Consider the following 19,051-nt stretch of genomic DNA (forward strand, 5'->3'; position numbering starts at 1 on the left):
CAAAGCTCATGCCGCTGCGCGAAATCTCGCGCCGTCATTCTTCGACCAGCGCCCGCATGTCCACCGTGCGTTCATTCGCCGCGCTGCGCCGTTTCGCGAGCCACATCATCAAGGTGACGAAGCTGCCGAACACGACGATGATCCACTGCGCCGGCATCTTCGCTGTCAACAGCAGCGCATAGGCGCCGAGCATCAGCAGCACGGCCAGATTCTGGTTGAAATTCTGCACCGCGATCGAATGCCCGGCGGAGAGCAGCGTCGCGCCGCGGTGCTGGAGAATCGCGTTCATCGGCACGATAAAAAAGCCGGACAGCGCGCCGAGCAGGATCATCAGCGGGTAGGCGAGCAAAATATAGAAGGGCGCGACGTACGAGCCGATGCGGATGCCGGCGCCCGCGGGAAACAGGTCCTTATTGTAGAACGCGATCGCGATCGCGACCGCGCCGGTGAGGATGCCGACCGGCAGCACACGCAGCGAGTGGCGCAGCGGTATCCACGCGGCCGCGGCGGCCGCGCCGACTGCAATACCCAAGCCCGTGACGCCTTGCATTACCGCCGCTTTGGACAGCGACAGGCCGAGGTTCACATTGGCCCATTTGAGCACCAGCAGTTGCAGCGTGACCGCGCCGCCCCACATCAGCGTCGTGACCCACAGCGCGATTTGCGCGAGCTTGTCGGCCCACAGCACGTTGAAAGAGTTCACAAAGTCGCCGACCAGCTTCTTCGGCTCCGTCAGACGGTTCGGATAACGTGCGCCGGTGTCGGGGATGAAGATGTTGATCGCGGCGGCGATCGCGTAGGTCACCATCACCGCGAACATCGCCAGATCGGCGGCGGAGCGGATCAACGGCAGATGCGCATGCGCGACGAATTTGTCCGCGAAGGTGCTGATCAGCGCGCCGCCGACCATGGTGCCGACGATGGTCGACAGCACGGTGGCCGATTCGAGCCAGGCGTTCGCCTTGACGAGTGTTTCCGCGGGCAGCAATTCCGTGAGAATGCCGTACTTGGCCGGCGAATACGCAGCCGCGCCGAAGCCGACCACGCCGTACGCGATCATCGGGTGAACGCCGGCGATCATCATCAGGCAGCCGCTTGCCTTCAGCGCGTTCGAGACGAACATCACGTGCCGCTTTTGCATCGCATCGGCGAAAGCGCCGACGAACGGCGCGAGCAATACGTACGAGACGGTGAAGAAAATCTGCAGGAGGGGCGTGACCCAGGCGGCCGAGCGGATCACCGACAGCAACGCGATGGCGGCGATCAGCAGTGCATTGTCCGCGAGCGACGAAATGAACTGTGCCGCGATGATCGTGTAGAAGCCTTTTTTCATGAAGCGGATCGGAAACTGCGCGGACATCTCGCGCGAAGCAGGGCGCGACAAAAAAACGCGCGAAACACACCCGGCGTTTTCGTACTATCTGGCGCCGGCGCACAATCCGCCGGACAACGACCTTAAGCCGACTGCTGGCGGGTACGGCTGAAGCGCGACAGGATAGGGATCATCTGCGCATACACCTTCGGATTGCCGGCGACGACTTCACCCACGTGCAGGAAGTCCGAGTCGCCCGTGTAGTTGCCCACCAGGCCGCCGGCTTCCGTGATCAGCAGGCTGCCCGCGGCGACGTCCCACGGACTCAGACCCTGCTCGAAGAAGCCGTCCATGCGGCCCGCGGCGACGTTCGCCAGATCCAGCGCGGCGGCACCCGGACGGCGCAGGCCGGCGCAGGCCTCGGTCATTTCGGCGAACTGGCGGCCGTATGCTTCGATGCCGTCCTTTTCGCGGAACGGGAAGCCCGTGCCGATCAGGCCGTCGGCCAGACGGTCGCGCTTGGCCACCCGGATGCGGCGGTCGTTCAGGAACGCACCACGGCCGCGCGAGGCGGTGAACAGATCGTTGCGGGTCGGGTCGTAGACCACGGCCTGCGTCACGATGCCCTTGTGCGCGAGCGCGATCGACACGCAGTAGTACGGGAAGCCGTGGATGAAGTTGGTCGTGCCGTCGAGCGGATCGATGATCCACTGAAATTCGGATTCGTTATCCGACTTGCCGGATTCTTCGGCGAGAATCGCGTGATCGGGGTAGGCGGTCTTCAGCGTATCGATGATCGCCGCTTCAGACGCTTTGTCCACCTCCGTGACGAAATCGTTGTGCTGTTTCTTGCTGACCTGGAGCAGATCGAGGTCGAGCGACGCGCGGTTGATGATCTGTGCTGCGCGGCGTGCGGCCTTCACAGCGATATTGAGCATGGGATGCATGAGCCTGGATCCTTGTGCCGGGGCAGCGCGGCTGCGTACCGGTAATTGTGCGCAAACGAAGCGCGGAAACAACACGGAACGCACGTCCGATACAGGACCAGGTGCGCATTCCGCCGACGGAGACAAATTGAATAAGAACGAGGCGCTCGTGCGAAGACGGCGCGAATCGCGGTATTTTACCTGAGTCCGGGGCGCTCCGGCAGCGTGTGCTGCGTCGGCCGCCGCATAGCCGCGTTCCTGGCCAGGTTCGCGCATACTGTATGTGCAATTCGGCGCCGGTTCCGGTTGGCGCTACCATACGCGTTCTTTAGCTTGCCGAATTCCATCGTGGACCACACCCACCATTCTTCCGATCCCACCGTAGCTGAGCTGCGCGGCGGTTTTACATCGACACGCTTCGTACTCGTCGAGCCGAGCCATCCCGGTAACGTCGGGGCTGCGGCACGCGCGCTGAAAACCATGGGTTTTTCGCGCCTGGTGCTGGTGTCGCCGCGCGTGCCGCACGTGCAGAGCGATCCGGAGGCCATCGCAATGGCAAGCGGCGCCGACGACGTGCTGGCGTCCGCGCACATCGTGCCGACACTTGCCGATGCGTTGAACGGCGTGCATTGGTCGATGGCGCTGACCGCGCGGCTGCGCGAATACGGACCGCCGCAACTGACGCCGCGTGCCGCGGCCGGCGTCGCGCGCGAGCAGGCGGTGCATGGCGAAATCGCGCTGGTGTTCGGTAACGAGCGCACCGGTTTGTCGAACGAGGACGTCGAGCGCTGCAGCGCGCTTGCGCATATTCCGGCCAACCCGGCCTACAGTTCGCTCAATCTGGCGCAGGCCGTGCAGGTGCTGTCATATGAGTTGCGCACGATCTACCTGTCAGCGGACGACGCCATGCCTGCGGCGCCTCGAGCGCCCGGAGGGCCGGGCGAGCCGGTTGGCGCGCGGGCGGCGAGCGACGAAATCGAAAGCATGTACGCGCATCTGGAAAGTGCGCTGGTCGCGCTCGATTTTCTCGATCCCGCCAATCCGAAGAAGCTGATGTCGCGTCTGCGCCGCCTGTTCGCGCGTTCCGGGCTGGAGCGCGAGGAAGTGAATATCTTGCGCGGCATCGCCAAGCACATCCTGCTGAAGACCAAACGCCCGGACGGCGACGCGCCTTAACCGCGGGCCACAAGGCAAGCCGCAGGCCAGGCCGCAAGCGCACCATAAAAGCGCCTAACAGCCCACCTCGCGACCGCCCGCGACGACCTTGCCGGCAGCGTGGGCTTCCGGCAGGTTTTCCGCAATCGCCCTACAATCGCTCGAAACGTTCTAAGCAAAGCTGTCGATCTGCTATGCGACAGCTAGCCGCCGTGCGTGTTTTTTCGCGCCGACGGTTTCCCCCCCCCCACAACCACGTCCCCTGCCATGTTCACGAGACTTCGCGAAGACATCGCCACGATCCGCGAGCGCGATCCCGCCGCCCGCAGCGCCTGGGAAGTCCTCACGTGTTATCCGGGTCTGCACGCGCTTATACTGCACCGGCTCGCGCATGCATGCTGGCGCGCGAGGCGCCGCTGGCTGGCGCGGTTCGTCTCGCAGATGGCGCGCTTCATGACCGGCATCGAGATTCATCCGGGTGCGACAGTGGGCCGTCGCGTGTTCATCGATCACGGCATGGGCGTTGTGGTCGGCGAAACCGCGCAAATCGGCGACGACTGCACGATCTATCAGGGCGTGACGCTCGGCGGCACCTCGCTTACGCGTGGCGCGAAGCGGCATCCGACGCTTGAGCGCGGTGTGATCGTCGGGGCGGGGGCGAAGGTGCTCGGCGGCTTTACGATCGGTGCGGACGCGAAGATCGGCTCGAACGCGGTGGTCACCAAGCCAGTACCGGCACGCGGTACGGCGGTGGGCAATCCGGCGCGGATCATCGTTCCGGCGGGCACTGCCACGGCTTCGGCCGCGGCGGCGAGCGCATCCGCGAGCGGCGCCGCGCGTGACTCGAAAACCGCGCCGGAACGTTCGGCATTTTGTGCGTACGGCATCACGCCGAACGCGGACGATCCGGTGTCGCTGGCGATTCACGGGCTGATCGATCACGCGTCTGCTCAAGCACAGCGTATCGATGAAATCGTCGTTGCGCTCGAGCGATTGGGGACGAGTCTGGAAGGGCTGCAAGGCGCCGATGCGGCGTTGCTCGATCTGCGGCGTCTGTCGGCCGCGATTGCGGGAAAAGTGGAAGCGGCTGCGGCGGAGCGCTAATACAATTGCATCGGGCTCGCTTCAATCCAACCGCAGCGCCCGAATCCCGTCCGCGTCGATCCGCAGATAACCGCCACGGCGCTCGCCGTGGTCGAGATCCCAATCGGGCAGGACCCAGCGCGTGCCGTCCGGCTCGTGATGCCGCGCCGGACGATGCGTGTGCCCGTGGATGATCGTTGCCGTTTTCGTCGATTTGAATAGCGCGGCTACGCCTTTAGGCGTTACGTCGTACTTCGGCGATACCGGGCGCGCGCGGCCTTCCTCGCTTTTCGAGCGCATACGCTCCGCGAGCGCCTGGCGCCAGCGAAACGGCCACGCGAGAAACAGCATCTGCGCGACACCGCTGCGCGCAAAGCGCCGGAACCACTGATAGCCGCGATCGGCCGTGCACAGCCCGTCGCCATGCGCGAGCGCAATGCGCGTGCCGAATGCGGTGATCACAAACGGATCGGGCAGCCAGATTGCGCCGGCCGCTTTCATGAAGCGCTTGCCCAGCAGAAAATCGCGATTGCCGTGCATGATATAAAGCGCAATGCCACGCTCGGACAGCGTGTGCAGCAATGCCGCCATCCGCGCGACGAAAGGCTCGGCGAGCATGTCGTCGCCGATCCAGTACTCGAACAGATCGCCGAGAATAAAAACCGAATCCGCCTGCTCGGCGGTCACGCGGACAAAGTGTTCGAACGCGGCGACCGTGCGCGGAATCGCCTCGCTCAGATGAATATCGGAGAGGAAAAAAAACGGGCGTGCGGCGTGCGGGCGTTTGCCCTCGCCAGGCACGCCCGCGGCGACGCTTCGCAGCGGCGTTTCTTGCAGCATTGAAGGTGCCTGATATCAGTTCAAACGAGCCGACCTTAGTCGACGATCACCGCTTTTTCGATCACGACGTCGTCGACCGGCACGTCCTGATGGAAGCCCTTCGAACCCGTCTTCACCTTCTTGATCTTCTCGACGATGTCGAGACCTTCGACCACCTTGCCGAACACGGCGTAGCCCCAGCCCTGCGGCGTCGGCGACGAGTGGTTCAGGAAGTCGTTGTCGTTCACGTTGATGAAGAATTGCGCAGTGGCCGAATGCGGATCGTTCGTGCGCGCCATCGCGACCGAGCCGTTGACGTTCTTCAGGCCGTTGTTCGCTTCATTGGTGATCGGCTCAGCCGTCGGCTTCTGCTTCATGCCGGGTTCGAAACCGCCGCCCTGGATCATGAAGCCGTCGATCACGCGGTGGAACACCGTGTTGTCGTAGTGACCGGCCTTTACGTAGTTGAGGAAGTTCTCAACCGACTTCGGCGCCTTTTCAGCGTCCAGTTCGAGTTTGATGACGCCGTGGTTCGTATGCAGTTCAACCATGATGGAATCCTTTGATGAACAGGGTGGGTAAAAGGCGCGGCGAGTCGTCACATGAGATGACGGCGGGCCGCGCCGGGGCGTAGATGTAGCGCTTGCCTGTTTTTGTGCGGTTACTTGCCGAACACCGTAGCCGACTCGATCACGATCGGCTTTTGCGGCACGTCGCTCATCGGGCCGCGCGTGGTGGTGGGCGTGCCTTCGATCTTCTTGACGACGTCCATGCCGCCCGTGACCTTGCCGAACACCGCGTAGCCGTTGCCGTCCGGATTCGGATAGTCGAGGCCGGCATTGTCCACCGTGTTGATGAAGAATTGCGCGGTGGCCGAATTCGGATCGCTGGTGCGCGCCATCGCGAGCGTGCCGGCGGTGTTCTTCAGACCGTTACGGCTTTCGAGCGGAATCGGCGCGCGCGTCGGTTTCTCGGCAAAGCTCTGCGTATAACCGCCGCCCTGAATCATGAAGCCGCGAATCACGCGATGGAAAATCGTGCCGCTGTACTGGCCGGATTTCACGTAGTCGAGAAAGTTGGCGACCGTCTTCGGCGCTTTCTCAGGATACAACTCGACGCGGATGTCGCCTTCCGATGTTTTGAACAGGACGGACGGATGCGCGGCCTGCGAGCCGGACTGGGCAAATGCGGGTGCGTTTGCGATCAGGGCGGCGCTGCCGAGCGCCAACATCAACCATTTCATGAAGATCCTCAGGGTTGGAAAAAATGTATCGGCGAAAACTGTGACGGGCTTAGTTCGACGGTGCCATGTAGGGTGGCATGGCAAGCGAGCCGTTCGCGCCGCCGAACTGGAAGCTCGGTGTCTCCGTCATGTTCGACGTGGCGCGTTTGGTGTATTCGTCGTCGGGCGTGACGGCGGCTTTCTTCACGGGCGGCGTTTTGGTCCTGGGCGGCGAGACGATCTTCTGGATGTCCGCGAGGCGCTGGTTGGTCGTGGCGCTCGCTTTGCCGAGGCCTTGCGCACGGCGGTACGCTGCGTCGGCCATGCGCAGGTACAGGTCGCCGAGATTCTCGTACGCGAGACCGTAGCCCGGATTCACCTTGGTCGCCGTTTCGAGCGCGGCGCGTGCTTCGGCATAACGGCCGTGTTTTGCATAAAGTGCCGCAAGGTTGTTATACGGCTCGGGCAGCTCCGGATACAGTTGCGTCAGCTCGGTGAACGCGGCGATCGCATCGTCGTCGCGGTTCAGATGGGCAAGCACCGTGCCGCGCTTGAATTTGGCCTGCGCGTCGCGCGGATTCGACGCGATTCGCGCGTCGAGCTGCTTCAGCGAGGCTTCCCAGTTCTTCTGCGCAATCGACGCGTCGATTTCCGGCGTGTTGTCGCGCACGGCGGGGCCTGTCGGCAACGCGGCGGCCTTCTGCGCGTACGCCGCAGTGACCGGCAAGACCGTGAGGGCAACGGCGCACAAGGCCGTCGCGGCGAGGGTCGCAGCGCTGCGCGCGCGGCCGCTGGAAGGTTTCATAGGCTCAGGTCTGGATGTTATACTCCGAGCCATTCTAACAAAAGGTCTGCGCGTTCCGTCGAACCGCCGACTGTCTTTTCGCCACTCGTGGTCGTCTCCGCCTTGAACGCAGCCTGATCGCCGCACCAGCTGCGCCGGTTTGCTGCTGTAAGTGACGCACCCGCCAGTTTGCTGGCGGGCGCGGCACGCACTGACACATTGCGGATTTCTTTCGGCCCACGCACCGTTCTCTATGGAATCACTGCGCATCTACAACACGCTCGCGCGTGACAAGCAAACTTTCGTGCCGCTGCAAGAAGGCGTTGTGCGGATGTACGTCTGTGGGATGACCGTGTACGACTATTGTCACGTCGGTCACGCGCGGGTGATGGTCGTGTTCGATATCGTGCAGCGGTGGTTGCGCACGCTCGGTTACGACGTGACCTATGTGCGCAACATCACCGACATCGACGACAAGATCATCCGGCGCGCGGTGGAGAACGGCGAGACGATCAAATCGCTGACCGATCGCTTCATCGCGGCGTTGCATGAAGACGCGGACGCGCTCGGCATCGAGCGGCCCGATATCGAGCCGCGCGCTACCGATTTCATTCCGCAGATGCTCGGCATGATCGAGAAGCTCGAAACGAATGGCTACGCGTATCAGGCGAGCGACGGCGACGTGAACTACGCCGTCCGCAAGTTCGCGGGCTACGGCAAGCTGTCGGGCAAGTCGCTCGAGGATCTGCGCGCGGGCGAACGCGTCGCGGCGAACGACGCGAAGCAGGACCCGCTCGACTTCGTCCTGTGGAAACAGGCGAAGCCTGACGAACCCGCGGACACCGGCTGGGAGTCGAAGTACGGGCGCGGCCGGCCTGGCTGGCATATCGAATGCTCGGCAATGGGCTGCACGTTGCTCGGCGATCATTTCGACATTCATGGCGGCGGTCAGGACCTGCAGTTTCCGCACCACGAGAACGAGATCGCGCAGAGTGAAGCTGCGACCGGACAAACATTCGTCAATTACTGGATGCACAACGGCTACGTGCAGATCGACAATGAGAAGATGTCGAAGTCGTTGAACAACTTCTTTACGATCCGCGAAGTATTGGCGCAGTACGATGCCGAGGTCGTGCGCTTTTTTATCGCGCGCGCTCATTACCGTTCGCCGTTAAATTACAGCGACGTGCATATCGACGACGCCCGCAACGCCCTTGCGCGCTTGTACACCGCGCTCAAGGACGTCACACCGGACAGTGCGGAACCCGACTGGAACGAAGCGCACGCGCAGCGTTTTCAGGCGGCGATGAACGACGACTTCAACACGCCGGTTGCGGTGTCGGTGTTGTTCGAGTTGGCAACTGAAGTTAACCGCACGCGCGACCCCGCGCTGGCCCGTCAATTGCGCTCGCTCGCGCAGGTGATCGGACTGCTCGGCCGTGAGCCGCGTGCGTATCTGCAGCAGGCTGCGGGCAGCGCCGTCGAAGGCGCGCTCGAGCCCGCCGCGATCGAAGCGAAGATCGCCGCGCGCGTGGCCGCCAAGCAGGCGAAAGATTATGCGGCAGCGGACCGGATTCGAGCTGAATTGCTCGAGGCCGGCGTTGCACTTGAAGACAAACCCGGCGGGTTGACCGAGTGGCGGCGCGTGTGAGCGCACCTCGTACTTCCCTTTGATCGACTCGCCAGGCAGGAGGCAGGATGGCAACGGCCACGAAGACGCCGGCTAAACGAGCCGCGTCTCAAACAAACGCGGCAGCCGCAGTAAAATCGACCAGAACGTCGACTCGCGCGGGCAGCGTCGCGGTAAAGAAAGCATCGTCGAAAGCCACCTTGGTGGCGGCAAAGTCCGGCGCGAGTGCAGCGACGGGTGCAACGAAGAAGCCCGCCGTCAAACGCGCGCTCAACGGTGCGTCGGCGCACGCGCCGGCTTCGAAGCGGGCCAAAACACAGCGCCCGTCGCGTGCAAAAGGCAACGGCGCATTGCCCGCTGAACTGGCCGGCGACGTGCAGGCACTCGCGCGCGACGCGCACGAGGGCGAAGTCGTGCGCAAGACACGCGCGTCGAGCAACGCGGGCGGCGAAGCGGCGAGCGATACCGAAGTCGCGGTGCCGGTGCAGATCGGCGGGCTCGCGCCCGAAGTCACGCGTCCGGCGTATTGGGATAAGGCGTGTGCCGACCTCGTCAAGCGCGACCGGATTCTGAAGAAGCTGATCCCGAAGTTCGGTCCGGTGCATTTGCTGAGCCGCGGCGATCCGTTCGTCACACTCGCGCGTTCGGTGGTCGGGCAGCAGATTTCGGTGGCGTCCGCGCAAGCGGTCTGGGCGAAAGTCGAGACTGCGTGTCCGAAGCTCGTGCCGCAGCAGTTCATCAAACTCGGCCAGGAAAAGCTGACCGCGTGCGGGCTATCGAAGCGCAAGGCCGAATACGTGCTCGATCTGGCGCAGCATTTCGTCTCGGGTGCGCTGCACGTCGGCAAGTGGACCTCGATGGAAGACGAGGCGGTGATCGCCGAGCTGACGCAGATTCGCGGCATCGGCCGCTGGACCGCGGAAATGTTCCTGATCTTCAATCTGTCGCGCCCGGACGTTCTGCCGCTCGACGACCTGGGTCTGATCCGGGCCATCAGCGTCAATTACTTTAGCGGCGAACCGGTCACGCGCAGCGAAGCGCGTGAAGTCGCGGCGAACTGGGAGCCGTGGCGCACCGTCGCCACCTGGTATATGTGGCGTAGTCTCGATCCGTTGCCGGTCGACTACTGAAGAAAAGAAGCAATGCTGTTTAAAAAACTATCAACTGTTAAAAATTGATAGTTGTGAGATGGTTTTGACATCGGCGCGCGCGGTTAGAATACGCGCTGCCGGTAAGTCCAAGGATTACAACCAATGAAGACCACCTTTCTGGATTTCGAACAGCCGATCGCTGAACTCGAAGCGAAGATCGAAGAATTGCGCTTCGTGCAGGACGATTCGGCCGTCGATATTTCGGAAGAGATCGAGCGGCTGTCCAAGAAGAGTCAACAGCTCACCAAAGATCTATACGCGAACCTCACTCCGTGGCAGGTTTCGCAAATCGCCCGTCACCCGCAACGCCCGTACACGTTCGATTACGTGAACGAGCTGTTCACCGATTTCCACGAGCTGCATGGCGACCGCAATTATGCGGACGACCTGTCGATCGTCGGCGGCCTTGCGCGTTTTAACGGCCAGGCCTGCATGGTGATCGGTCATCAGAAAGGCCGCGATACCAAGGAACGCGCGCTGCGCAACTTCGGCATGCCGCGCCCGGAAGGCTATCGCAAGGCCGAACGCCTGATGCGCCTCGCCGAGAAATTCGGCTTGCCGATTTTCACGTTCATCGATACGCCGGGCGCTTATCCGGGCATCGGCGCGGAAGAGCGCGGCCAGTCGGAAGCGATCGGCCGCAACCTGTATGTGATGGCCGAATTGAAGACGCCGCTGATCGCCACGATCATCGGTGAAGGCGGCTCGGGCGGCGCGCTGGCGATCGCTGTCGGCGATAGCGTGCTGATGTTGCAATTCTCGACCTATTCGGTGATTTCGCCCGAAGGTTGCGCGTCGATTCTGTGGAAGAGCGCCGCTAAAGCGCCGGAAGCAGCGGAAGCGCTGGGCTTGACCGCGCATCGTCTGAAGGCGCTCGGCCTGATCGACAAGATCGTCAACGAGCCGCTCGGCGGCGCGCATCGCGATCCGAAGGGCATGGCCGCGATGCTGCGCCGTGCGCTTGCCGATTCGCTGCGCCAGTTCCAGGGCATGAGCATCAACGACCTGCGTCAACGTCGCTTCGAGCGGCTGATGTCGTACGGCAAGTTCAAGGAAACCACGCCGGGTGCGTAAGCCCGCGCGCGTTTCCTTTCGTCATCCAGCGCTCAACGCGCTAACGACGTGACCACCCCCGCAGATTCGCCCGCCGACCGCCTCGTACTCGAGGCGGTCGGCTTGGCGTTGTCCGCGCTGCCGGCGACGGCGCGCATTGCGATCGCGTTCAGCGGCGGCGTGGATTCGAGCGTGTTGCTCGACGCGGCGGTGCGCGTTGCCGGAGCGTCGCGCTGCGTGGCGCTGCACGTGCATCACGGGCTGAGCGCCTTCGCCGATCAGTGGCTCGCGCACTGCGAAGCGTTCGCGCGAGAACGTGGTGTGGAATTCGCGGCGCAGCGTGTCGAAGTGTCGCGCGACGCGGGCGTGAGCGTCGAGGCTGCGGCGCGCGACGCGCGTTATCGTGCGCTGGACGCATTGTGCGCGGCGCGTGACGTGCACGCGCTGTGGCTCGCGCAACACGCGGACGATCAGGCGGAGACGGTGCTGCTACAACTGCTGCGCGGCGCCGGGCTCGCCGGACTGGCAGCGATGGCGCCCGAGTATTTGCCGCCGGGCGCGTCTGCCGTGCGTGTGCGGCCGTTACTTAACCTGCTGCGTGCACAACTCGAGCAATATGCGGTCGCCCGGGATCTGTACTGGATCGAAGATGAATCGAACGCGGATACACGTTACGCGCGCAATGCGTTGCGCCACGACGTAACGCCGGCGCTGGCCGTCCACTTTCCTGGTTTTCGCGACGCGCTCGCGCGCGCGGCGGCGCATGCGGCGTCGGCGCAGCATCTTCTTGATGAGCTGGCGCGCATCGACATGAGCACCGCAGCGCGCGAGGAAGGGCGAGCGCTATCGCATGACGCGCTGCTCGCCCTCGACGACGCCCGTGCGCTCAATCTGATGCGCTACTGGGTGCGCTCGCTGGACCTTGTCGCCGCATCGACCGCGCGTCTGACCGATGCGTTGCGCCAATTGCGCGAAGTCGGCGAAGCAGGCGAGGGCCATAGTCTGCGCGTCGATCATGCGGGGCAGGCGCTGCGCAGCTATCGCGGCCTGATCTACTGGGAAGCGGGCGATAGCAGCGAACCCGCCGATGAAACTGCGCTCGCCACGCGTGTTGTTAGCGAACTTGCATGGCAGGGTGAATCGATCTGGCGTCTGCCGCAATGGCGCGGCACCTTTGTGTTCGCTAATGTCGATGCCGCTTCTGACGATCTTGATGCCATTCCCGTCAGCGTTCTACGCCGCGCATTGCTGAGCGCGCGTTCGCGCAGCGGCGGCGAACGCATGCGCACCGGCGCTGCGCAAAAGAGCCCAAGCCGTACGCTGAAGAACCTCTTCCAGGAGCGCGGCATCCCCGCATGGAAGCGCGATGTGCCGCTGCTTTACGTCGGCGACGAACTGCTGTTCGTGCCCTTGCTCGGCGTGAACCGCGCTGCGCTGTCCGGGCATGTGGACCCGGCCGGACAGCGCGTCAAGATCATCTGGCGTGAGGATCTGTTGATCGCCTGACCGGCCGGTCAGACACTCGGGTTATCTATCCGGTGAATGCCCGAAATAGGGCGTAAAACCGCACCGGATAAGCCTTTTCAGCCCTTATTCTGGTCATTTCGGCTTGTCTTTTTGCGCTCGATCGGGTACGTTACCTTGTTTGCCCGACCCGCTTTTACCGTCGCTTTTGACGTGCTGCCGATCGTGTTCTGTAGTTTCCGGTAAGCCATTAGCGATCATTCACGGGCAAATCCGCGCGTGCTGCACGCGCGCTGCATCTACGCCGCTACACACTTTGCCGTCGTTCCAGAAACGTTGCGCTCTTGTGCTTTTGTGCGGTCGTCTCCAGCGCGCCAGCGCGGTTTCTCCTCCAGTTCAGAACCACAATGGCACTCATCGTACATAAATACGGCGGCACCTCGATGGGCTCGGTCGAGCGCATCAAGAACGTCGCCAAGCGCGTCGCGAAATGGCACAAGGCCGGCCACAAGATGGTCGTCGTGCCGTCGGCGATGTCCGGCGAAACCAACCGCTTGCTCGGTCTCGCGAAAGAAATCACGACTCAGCCGAGCCCGCGCGAACTCGATATGATCGCCGCCACCGGCGAGCAGGTCAGTTCGGGACTGCTGGCGATCGCGCTGCAGGAAGCGGGCCTCGAGGCCGTCAGCTATGCCGGCTGGCAAGTACCGGTCAAGACCGATAGCGCGTTCACGAAAGCGCGCATTAACGAAATCGACGGCGAGCGCGTGCTGCGCGATCTCGACGCGGGCAAAGTGGTGGTGATCACGGGCTTCCAGGGCATCGATCCTGACGGCCACATCACCACGCTCGGCCGCGGCGGTTCGGATACATCGGCGGTCGCGGTCGCCGCTGCGCTGAAAGCCGACGAGTGCCTGATCTATACGGACGTCGACGGCGTCTACACGACCGACCCGCGCGTGGTGGAAGAAGCGCGCCGGCTCGATCGCGTGACGTTCGAAGAAATGCTGGAAATGGCAAGCCTGGGTTCGAAGGTGCTGCAGATCCGCTCGGTGGAATTCGCCGGCAAATATCAGGTGAAGACGCGCGTGCTGTCGAGTCTGACCGATCCGCTGATACCGCTCGACACTGAAATGAAGTCGGGCACCCTGATTACTTTTGAAGAAGACGAGACCATGGAAAAAGCAGTCATCTCGGGCATCGCGTTTCAGCGCGACGAAGCTCGCATCGCCGTGATGGGTGTGCCCGACAAACCGGGCATCGCGTACCAGATTCTCGGCCCGGTGGCGGACGCGAATATCGACGTCGACATGATCATCCAGAACCAGAGCGTCGAGGGCAAAACCGCTTTCACGTTCACGGTCGGCCGCGGCGATTATCAACGCGCCATGGAGATCCTCACCAACCAGGTGAAGGGTCACGTGCAGGCCGAACAGGTGCTGGGCGATCCGAAGGTGTCGAAGGTGTCGGTGGTCGGCGTTGGCATGCGTTCGCACGTCGGGATCGCGAGCACGATGTTCCGCACGCTGTCGGAAGAGGGCATCAACATCCAGATGATCTCGACCTCCGAAATCAAGATTTCGGTTCTGATCGACGAGAAATACATGGAGCTCGCCGTGCGCGCGCTGCATAAGGCGTTCGAACTGGATCAAGCGTAATTTGCGTTAAACGACGGCGCGTACAAGCGCGCCTTGTCCGTTATGCGCGGCCAGTGTGAACAAATTGCGTCGTTGATGACAAACCTGGCACAAAAAGTGTGCGGTAGACATTGACCTCTGCGGTTCGGCCCGCTATTATCTTGGCTTCGTCGCGCTGACTCCCTGCGCGACCGAAAGTTTGGGAGACGTGGCCGAGAGGTCGAAGGCACTCCCCTGCTAAGGGAGCATCTGGGCCAAAACCTGGATCGAGGGTTCGAATCCCTCCGTCTCCGCCACAGAGGTAGTACACACGGGCCCTTCGGGGCCCGTGTTCATTTCTACCCACCAAACAACCCGCCAAAGCCTGAGCGCGCTACAACACTTCCGCAGGGGTACCGCAGACCCTGCCTGGGGGGCCGAACGGAACCCACGCGCCGTCCTGCCTTGGGCCGTTCTGGCCCGTCTCTGAGGCATCGCCCCCGGCGACCCGCCTTGTCTGGTTCAACGCCGTCGATACGTGGGGCGGCATGTCACTGACCTTTCCCATAGCTTGAAGTTGTCGTTGATGTACGCGATACCAGTCGCGAAGGTCTCATGCCGACCCCAAACGGTCGTCGCCGGAACCGATGGCAATGGCAGATGTTGGTGGGATTGTGTTGAAAAAGTCGTCCGTGGTTCGGAATGTTCGGTATCCTGGAAGACATCGATCGACGGGAGTGATTCGTCATGATGGGTCAACTGGGCCGCGGACAGGACAAACTCTTCTACTCGTTTAACCTCGATAATCACGTCCCTCGCGAACACCTGTTGAGAGGCATCGATCACTTCCTTGATCTGCGCGATCTACGCCAGCATCTCGCGCCGTTCTACAGTCCGATGGGGCGGCCATCGATTGATCCGGAGCTCATGATCCGCATGTTGATCGTCGGCTACTGTTTCGGCATCCGGTCCGAGCGCAGGCTATGCGAAGAGGTACATCTGAACCTGGCGTATCGATGGTTCTGTCGCCTGGGCCTGGAGGACGCCGTACCCGAACACTCGACATTCTCCAAGAACCGCCACGGTCGCTTCCGCGATAGCGATGTACTACGCCATGTGTTCGAGTCGGTGCTGGGTCGGTGCATGTCCGAAGGGCTCGTAAAGGGTGAAGGATTCGCGATTGACGCAAGCATCATCAGAGCCGACGTGAGCTCTGCACGCGGTGTTCCGGGTTCCGGGCCCATCGACTGGGGTTGCGTCAAGGGACAAAGCCGTGCAGTGCGCGAGTATCTGGAAGCATTGGAAGAAGCGAATCCAGCGGGCACCGAAGCGGCGGAGATGGCAGAGACATTGCCCCCTCCAAAGAGGATATCTCTGACGGATCCCGCCGCGAGCTGGACAGCGGCCAAGGGTGGCTTGCCGTTCTTCGCCTACTCGACCAATTATCTGATTGACCTGCAGGCAGGGATCATCGTTGACGTCGAGGCGACGCCCGCGAACCGTTCGCACGAAGTGGAATCAACCAGGACGATGATTGACCGCGTTGAGCGGCGGCATGATCTCAAACCTCGACGTCTTGCAGGCGACACCGCGTATGGCTCGGCAGCGATGCTTGCCTGGATGATCGAAGAGAAGGAGATTGCACCACATGTTCCGGTCTGGGATAAAACGACGCGCAAGGACAATACATTGTCCAGCAGCGAGTTCCTATGGGATGAACTGGCCAATGAATATCGCTGTCCCACCGGGCACGCACTACGCAGTGATCGGCGCAAATTCACGAATCCGCGCTCGCGCGTCACGAAGGCTGACACGATCATCTATCGGGCAAGTCAGCTCGACTGCGAGAGCTGTTCGATGAAGGATCGCTGCTGTCCGAATACACCATTCCGCAAGATCGCCCGCAGCATCCATGAAGCTGCGCGTGACGAAACGAGGCGTATTGCGAAGACGCCTGAATACAAGCGATCTTGCCGTGAGCGAAAGAAGGTGGAAATGCTCTTTGCCCATCTCAAACGCATCCTGAAACTGGACCGTTTGCGACTGCGAGGTCCAAGCGGTGCTCATGATGAGTTCCTGATGGCAGCGACTGCGCAAAACCTGCGAAGAATGGCCAAGCGGTTCATGTCAGGAAGCAAGCAGATGAACCAGGCAGTTGCATGACGAGAAATGAGGATCGTTGCCTCGCCCAAGTTCACCGCTTCGCCGATCGTCACAACTCGATAACGTCGTGCCAACTCCAGCGCCCTGATCCAAAACAAGACTTTTTCAACACAATCGGTGGGAAACCGGTCAACTGGATGCTCCGCCAGGAAAGACCTCCATCTTCCCTCCGATGGGATACACGCTGAATTGTCGATAAATCGGGTATTTCCAAATCCGCGTAAATCGGTAATCTACGAGGTTTCAGTGAACGAAAAAGCCTCGCTGCCTGAATGCAACCATTCGGATCGCTCCATGACAGAGCCTCGTCTGACATTCCTTGACCAGAATGAATGGGAAAACTGGTTGACGCAAAACGGCGGTACCTCGACCGGGATATGGCTGCGCCTTGCCAAAAAGGGCGCCGGGCAGCCAACCTTGACTTACGAACAGGCGCTGGAAAGTGCGCTTTGTCATGGCTGGATAGACGGTCAAAAACAGACTGAAAGTGAAGAATACTGGTTGCAACGCTTCACTCGACGCTCCGCAAAAAGTATCTGGTCCAGGCTCAACAAAGACCGGGCCGAAGCGCTGATCGCCGCAGGCAGAATGCTTCCTTCGGGCATGCGGGAAATCGAGAAAGCCAAAGAGGATGGCCGCTGGGAGGCTGCCTATACGTCCGCCAGCAACTCGGCCGTGCCGGGCGACCTGCAGGCCGCACTGGATGCCAATCCCAAGGCCAGCGCGTTCTTTGCGACGCTAAACGGCCGAAACCGCTACGCCATCCTGTTTCGGATACAGAATGCCAAAAAGCCCGCAACACGGGTGCGCAAGATCGAAGAGTTCATCGGCATGCTGAATCGCGGCGAAACCATTTATCCCTAGACTGGGAAGCTCGACAGCCGACGAAAATCACCGGACGATGCCGCGCTCAAGGCGGGCAACCCGCAGCGCTCTCCACGCCTCAGCGCTGGCGAGCGTCGATCAATGCTGGCTTACGGTTTATTTATCTCTTTGGCCGCTATTCGCGCGTGACCGGTCGTTACGAAAATCCGGCTGAGCGTCGGCTCCTGGCCGCTGGTTGCCTGTAGTGACCGGCTGATGGCGGCGCAAATCCGATGAAAAAACTCAGAAGTGGGCACGCCGCGCGCGGAGCCGTCCGACGATGTTGTCGTCGCTGGTAATGCGCGGAAAGGTCCGAGCCGCGAATGCCGCTTCCCGCCATTCGGTAGACCCTGTAAACCGCTCGCGGGGCTCGGGTGATACGACGCATGTCCCGGACCCGCCAGCGGTTTCTACGGGCCTTAAGGTGAGCTTTTTCGGGGGCAGCGCGACGGGCACGGCAGTCACGCGCTGGCGCTCTGACATACCGGCTTGTTCGGCGGCGGCTTTCTCAGAAACTGGTGACGGTGCCGTCACTGGTTTTTTATCGTTTGATGGCCGTCCACCGGCACTCTGAAACGTCTTCAGCAGTTCGCCACAGCGCCGGATCGCGCGCGCCTGGATGCGGCGCACTTCTGGCGCAACGATTCGTCACGCAATGCTCTCGCCGTGGCTCGCTTCGGTGAAGACTGGCGTGAGTGTATCCAGCGCACGGTTCTCCACTGCGACGAGCCGCTCATTGATGAGTTTTCATTTGGTTGCCTCAAGCCGCTCGCGCAGCCAGTCGGTCACTGTAGCTTCCGGCGGAAAGCCGTATTCGAGTAGCACGAACCGGATATCGTTAAGCACCTGTTGAACCGCGTCGTACACGTAACGCGACACGTAGTTCTCCTGATCCTGCCCGAACACCGTCCCTACGTCGATGTCGATCAGCGCGAGGCGCATGCGACCCAGCAGCTCGCGCTGTGAGAGCGTCAGGTTCCTGTCACGCAGGGTGCGCGTGGCGTCTTCAGCCAGCCGCTGACGCTGCCGTGACTGCAACTGCGCGATGCCCTTCAGGGTTTCATGTTTCATGATTTGGACCCCGTTTCATTTTTGTCGTGCCGGTCAAAGCGGGCGTGTGATTATTGGTCGCCTGTCCAATTGCGCGCTGCAATCTACGTGAGCAGTAGCGCGACCGGTTCAGGCCACGGCAAAGACTCCCCCATGCCGTGGATCGACAATACGCATTTGCCAACGATTTTCTGTGCGCTGTTACGCATTGGACGATAGCGCCGACTGCCGAACTTGCGGGTTATCCGCGCGCTTTTTCGGGATTGGCGTTGTCACTGCTTCGGTGTCGCGGGCGGGCGTTCCAGCAGACCGACTTCGAGCGCGACTTCGCGACCGACAGTGAATACGTCAACGCCGTGCGCCGTCCTGACGGTGACAAGCTGCTCGTTGCGGTTCTCGGTCACCTTAGCCGTTCAACGCATTTGTTATTGCGCCACGCTCCGTGGCTCGACCGTCTGCATTGCCCCGCAAGCGCTGGGCCGGGCCCCCGAGGTCGCGCATCGCGCCGGACTGGCGTCCGTCCACAGGCGCCTTGTTGGCGCGCTCGGCCGCCTATGCTCTGTCGGTGCCCAGTGCACTGTTTCGCTGGCTGATCGCGTGCGCGAGCAGCCACTCGTCCTCGGTGAAACTGCGCGCCGTATCGAGCGACACAACCCGCGTGCGGGCGAGCACCTTGATGCCGGCAAAGGGGGGCGAGCACGTCGCGCTGGTCGGGATGAAATCGAAAGTGACGCTTTACGGACGATGATTCCCTACAGC

Annotated in this window: 18 protein-coding genes and 1 tRNA gene; 11 read left to right on the forward strand and 8 right to left on the reverse strand. The window is 62.0% G+C overall.

Annotation, left to right across the window (positions count from 1 at the left end):
• Window positions 1-34: 34 nt before the first annotated feature.
• Window positions 35-1,333, reverse strand: coding sequence for a lysophospholipid transporter LplT (gene lplT / locus AC3WOG_RS07275; protein WP_492577352.1), 1,299 nt, complete (start codon window positions 1,331-1,333; stop codon window positions 35-37).
• A 122-nt stretch (window positions 1,334-1,455) separates the two neighbouring features.
• A complete protein-coding gene (locus tag AC3WOG_RS07280; protein ID WP_341315082.1) occupies window positions 1,456-2,259 on the reverse strand; it encodes an inositol monophosphatase family protein in 804 nt (267 codons plus the stop codon).
• Window positions 2,260-2,586: 327 nt separating this feature from the next.
• Between AC3WOG_RS07280 and AC3WOG_RS07285 the strand changes: the two genes are divergently transcribed.
• Together AC3WOG_RS07285 and cysE are read left to right on the forward strand one after the other, a co-directional pair.
• Entirely contained in the window at window positions 2,587-3,414 is an 828-nt protein-coding gene (locus AC3WOG_RS07285) for an RNA methyltransferase (protein ID WP_492577353.1), read from the forward strand.
• 246 nt (window positions 3,415-3,660) lie between these two features.
• Window positions 3,661-4,497 (forward strand): serine O-acetyltransferase, encoded by an 837-nt coding sequence (gene cysE / locus AC3WOG_RS07290; protein ID WP_492577354.1) that lies wholly within the window; start codon window positions 3,661-3,663, stop codon window positions 4,495-4,497.
• Window positions 4,498-4,518: 21 nt separating this feature from the next.
• On the opposite strand, the gene AC3WOG_RS07295 is transcribed toward cysE, so the two are convergent.
• The 4 genes from AC3WOG_RS07295 to AC3WOG_RS07310 form a co-directional block, all read right to left on the reverse strand.
• On the reverse strand, window positions 4,519-5,316 hold the full coding sequence (locus AC3WOG_RS07295; RefSeq protein WP_492577355.1) for a UDP-2,3-diacylglucosamine diphosphatase: 798 nt from the start codon (window positions 5,314-5,316) through the stop codon (window positions 4,519-4,521).
• A 35-nt stretch (window positions 5,317-5,351) separates the two neighbouring features.
• Window positions 5,352-5,846: a peptidylprolyl isomerase gene (locus tag AC3WOG_RS07300; protein WP_341315086.1), complete on the reverse strand. Its 495-nt coding sequence runs from the start codon at window positions 5,844-5,846 to the stop codon at window positions 5,352-5,354.
• A 110-nt stretch (window positions 5,847-5,956) separates the two neighbouring features.
• Window positions 5,957-6,538: a peptidylprolyl isomerase gene (locus tag AC3WOG_RS07305; RefSeq protein ID WP_492577356.1), complete on the reverse strand. Its 582-nt coding sequence runs from the start codon at window positions 6,536-6,538 to the stop codon at window positions 5,957-5,959.
• 49 nt (window positions 6,539-6,587) lie between these two features.
• Window positions 6,588-7,322, reverse strand: a complete 735-nt coding sequence (locus AC3WOG_RS07310) for a tetratricopeptide repeat protein (RefSeq protein WP_492577357.1) — start codon at window positions 7,320-7,322, stop codon at window positions 6,588-6,590.
• Between the two features lie 232 nt (window positions 7,323-7,554).
• On the opposite strand from AC3WOG_RS07310, the gene cysS reads away from it, so the two are divergent.
• From cysS to AC3WOG_RS07350, 8 genes are all read left to right on the forward strand, one after another.
• Window positions 7,555-8,952 carry a cysteine--tRNA ligase gene (gene cysS / locus AC3WOG_RS07315; RefSeq protein ID WP_492577358.1) on the forward strand — a complete coding sequence of 466 codons (1,398 nt, stop codon included), beginning with the start codon at window positions 7,555-7,557 and terminating at the stop codon, window positions 8,950-8,952.
• A gap of 47 nt (window positions 8,953-8,999) precedes the next feature.
• Window positions 9,000-10,061 (forward strand): DNA-3-methyladenine glycosylase family protein, encoded by a 1,062-nt coding sequence (locus tag AC3WOG_RS07320; RefSeq protein WP_492577359.1) that lies wholly within the window; start codon window positions 9,000-9,002, stop codon window positions 10,059-10,061.
• Between the two features lie 123 nt (window positions 10,062-10,184).
• Entirely contained in the window at window positions 10,185-11,156 is a 972-nt protein-coding gene (locus tag AC3WOG_RS07325) for an acetyl-CoA carboxylase carboxyltransferase subunit alpha (protein WP_007181378.1), read from the forward strand.
• Window positions 11,157-11,204: 48 nt separating this feature from the next.
• Window positions 11,205-12,641, forward strand: a complete 1,437-nt coding sequence (gene tilS, locus AC3WOG_RS07330; RefSeq protein WP_492577360.1) for a tRNA lysidine(34) synthetase TilS — start codon at window positions 11,205-11,207, stop codon at window positions 12,639-12,641.
• A gap of 365 nt (window positions 12,642-13,006) precedes the next feature.
• Window positions 13,007-14,257: an aspartate kinase gene (locus tag AC3WOG_RS07335; protein ID WP_492577361.1), complete on the forward strand. Its 1,251-nt coding sequence runs from the start codon at window positions 13,007-13,009 to the stop codon at window positions 14,255-14,257.
• Between the two features lie 181 nt (window positions 14,258-14,438).
• Window positions 14,439-14,532 (forward strand) — tRNA-Ser (locus tag AC3WOG_RS07340).
• Between the two features lie 430 nt (window positions 14,533-14,962).
• On the forward strand, window positions 14,963-16,378 hold the full coding sequence (locus AC3WOG_RS07345; RefSeq protein WP_492576091.1) for an IS1182 family transposase: 1,416 nt from the start codon (window positions 14,963-14,965) through the stop codon (window positions 16,376-16,378).
• Between the two features lie 294 nt (window positions 16,379-16,672).
• Entirely contained in the window at window positions 16,673-17,242 is a 570-nt protein-coding gene (locus AC3WOG_RS07350; RefSeq protein WP_492579733.1) for a YdeI/OmpD-associated family protein, read from the forward strand.
• 747 nt (window positions 17,243-17,989) lie between these two features.
• Here AC3WOG_RS07350 and AC3WOG_RS07355 read toward each other — a convergent pair.
• Complete coding sequence (locus tag AC3WOG_RS07355) at window positions 17,990-18,313, reverse strand: hypothetical protein (RefSeq protein ID WP_492577362.1); 324 nt, start codon at window positions 18,311-18,313, stop codon at window positions 17,990-17,992.
• 251 nt (window positions 18,314-18,564) lie between these two features.
• A complete protein-coding gene (locus tag AC3WOG_RS07360) occupies window positions 18,565-18,696 on the reverse strand; it encodes a hypothetical protein (RefSeq protein ID WP_492577363.1) in 132 nt (43 codons plus the stop codon).
• Window positions 18,697-18,827: 131 nt separating this feature from the next.
• On the opposite strand from AC3WOG_RS07360, the gene AC3WOG_RS07365 reads away from it, so the two are divergent.
• The gene (locus AC3WOG_RS07365) at window positions 18,828-19,040 is read left to right on the forward strand and encodes a hypothetical protein (protein WP_492579861.1); all 213 of its coding nucleotides are present in this window, start codon (window positions 18,828-18,830) and stop codon (window positions 19,038-19,040) included.
• Window positions 19,041-19,051: the final 11 nt, after the last annotated feature.

The sequence above is a fragment of the Paraburkholderia sp. FW306-02-B genome (genome assembly GCF_058782725.1).

Coding starts and splice junctions, on each gene's coding strand:
- lplT (WP_492577352.1), bottom strand. CDS start 1,333: ATGAAAAAAGGCTTCTACACGATCATCGCGGCACAGTTCATTTCGTCG.
- AC3WOG_RS07280 (WP_341315082.1), bottom strand. CDS start 2,259: ATGCATCCCATGCTCAATATCGCTGTGAAGGCCGCACGCCGCGCAGCA.
- cysE (WP_492577354.1), top strand. CDS start 3,661: ATGTTCACGAGACTTCGCGAAGACATCGCCACGATCCGCGAGCGCGAT.
- AC3WOG_RS07345 (WP_492576091.1), top strand. CDS start 14,963: ATGATGGGTCAACTGGGCCGCGGACAGGACAAACTCTTCTACTCGTTT.
- AC3WOG_RS07355 (WP_492577362.1), bottom strand. CDS start 18,313: ATGAAACATGAAACCCTGAAGGGCATCGCGCAGTTGCAGTCACGGCAG.
- AC3WOG_RS07310 (WP_492577357.1), bottom strand. CDS start 7,322: ATGAAACCTTCCAGCGGCCGCGCGCGCAGCGCTGCGACCCTCGCCGCG.
- AC3WOG_RS07295 (WP_492577355.1), bottom strand. CDS start 5,316: ATGCTGCAAGAAACGCCGCTGCGAAGCGTCGCCGCGGGCGTGCCTGGC.
- AC3WOG_RS07350 (WP_492579733.1), top strand. CDS start 16,673: ATGACAGAGCCTCGTCTGACATTCCTTGACCAGAATGAATGGGAAAAC.
- cysS (WP_492577358.1), top strand. CDS start 7,555: ATGGAATCACTGCGCATCTACAACACGCTCGCGCGTGACAAGCAAACT.
- AC3WOG_RS07320 (WP_492577359.1), top strand. CDS start 9,000: ATGGCAACGGCCACGAAGACGCCGGCTAAACGAGCCGCGTCTCAAACA.
- AC3WOG_RS07305 (WP_492577356.1), bottom strand. CDS start 6,538: ATGAAATGGTTGATGTTGGCGCTCGGCAGCGCCGCCCTGATCGCAAAC.
- AC3WOG_RS07325 (WP_007181378.1), top strand. CDS start 10,185: ATGAAGACCACCTTTCTGGATTTCGAACAGCCGATCGCTGAACTCGAA.
- AC3WOG_RS07300 (WP_341315086.1), bottom strand. CDS start 5,846: ATGGTTGAACTGCATACGAACCACGGCGTCATCAAACTCGAACTGGAC.
- AC3WOG_RS07335 (WP_492577361.1), top strand. CDS start 13,007: ATGGCACTCATCGTACATAAATACGGCGGCACCTCGATGGGCTCGGTC.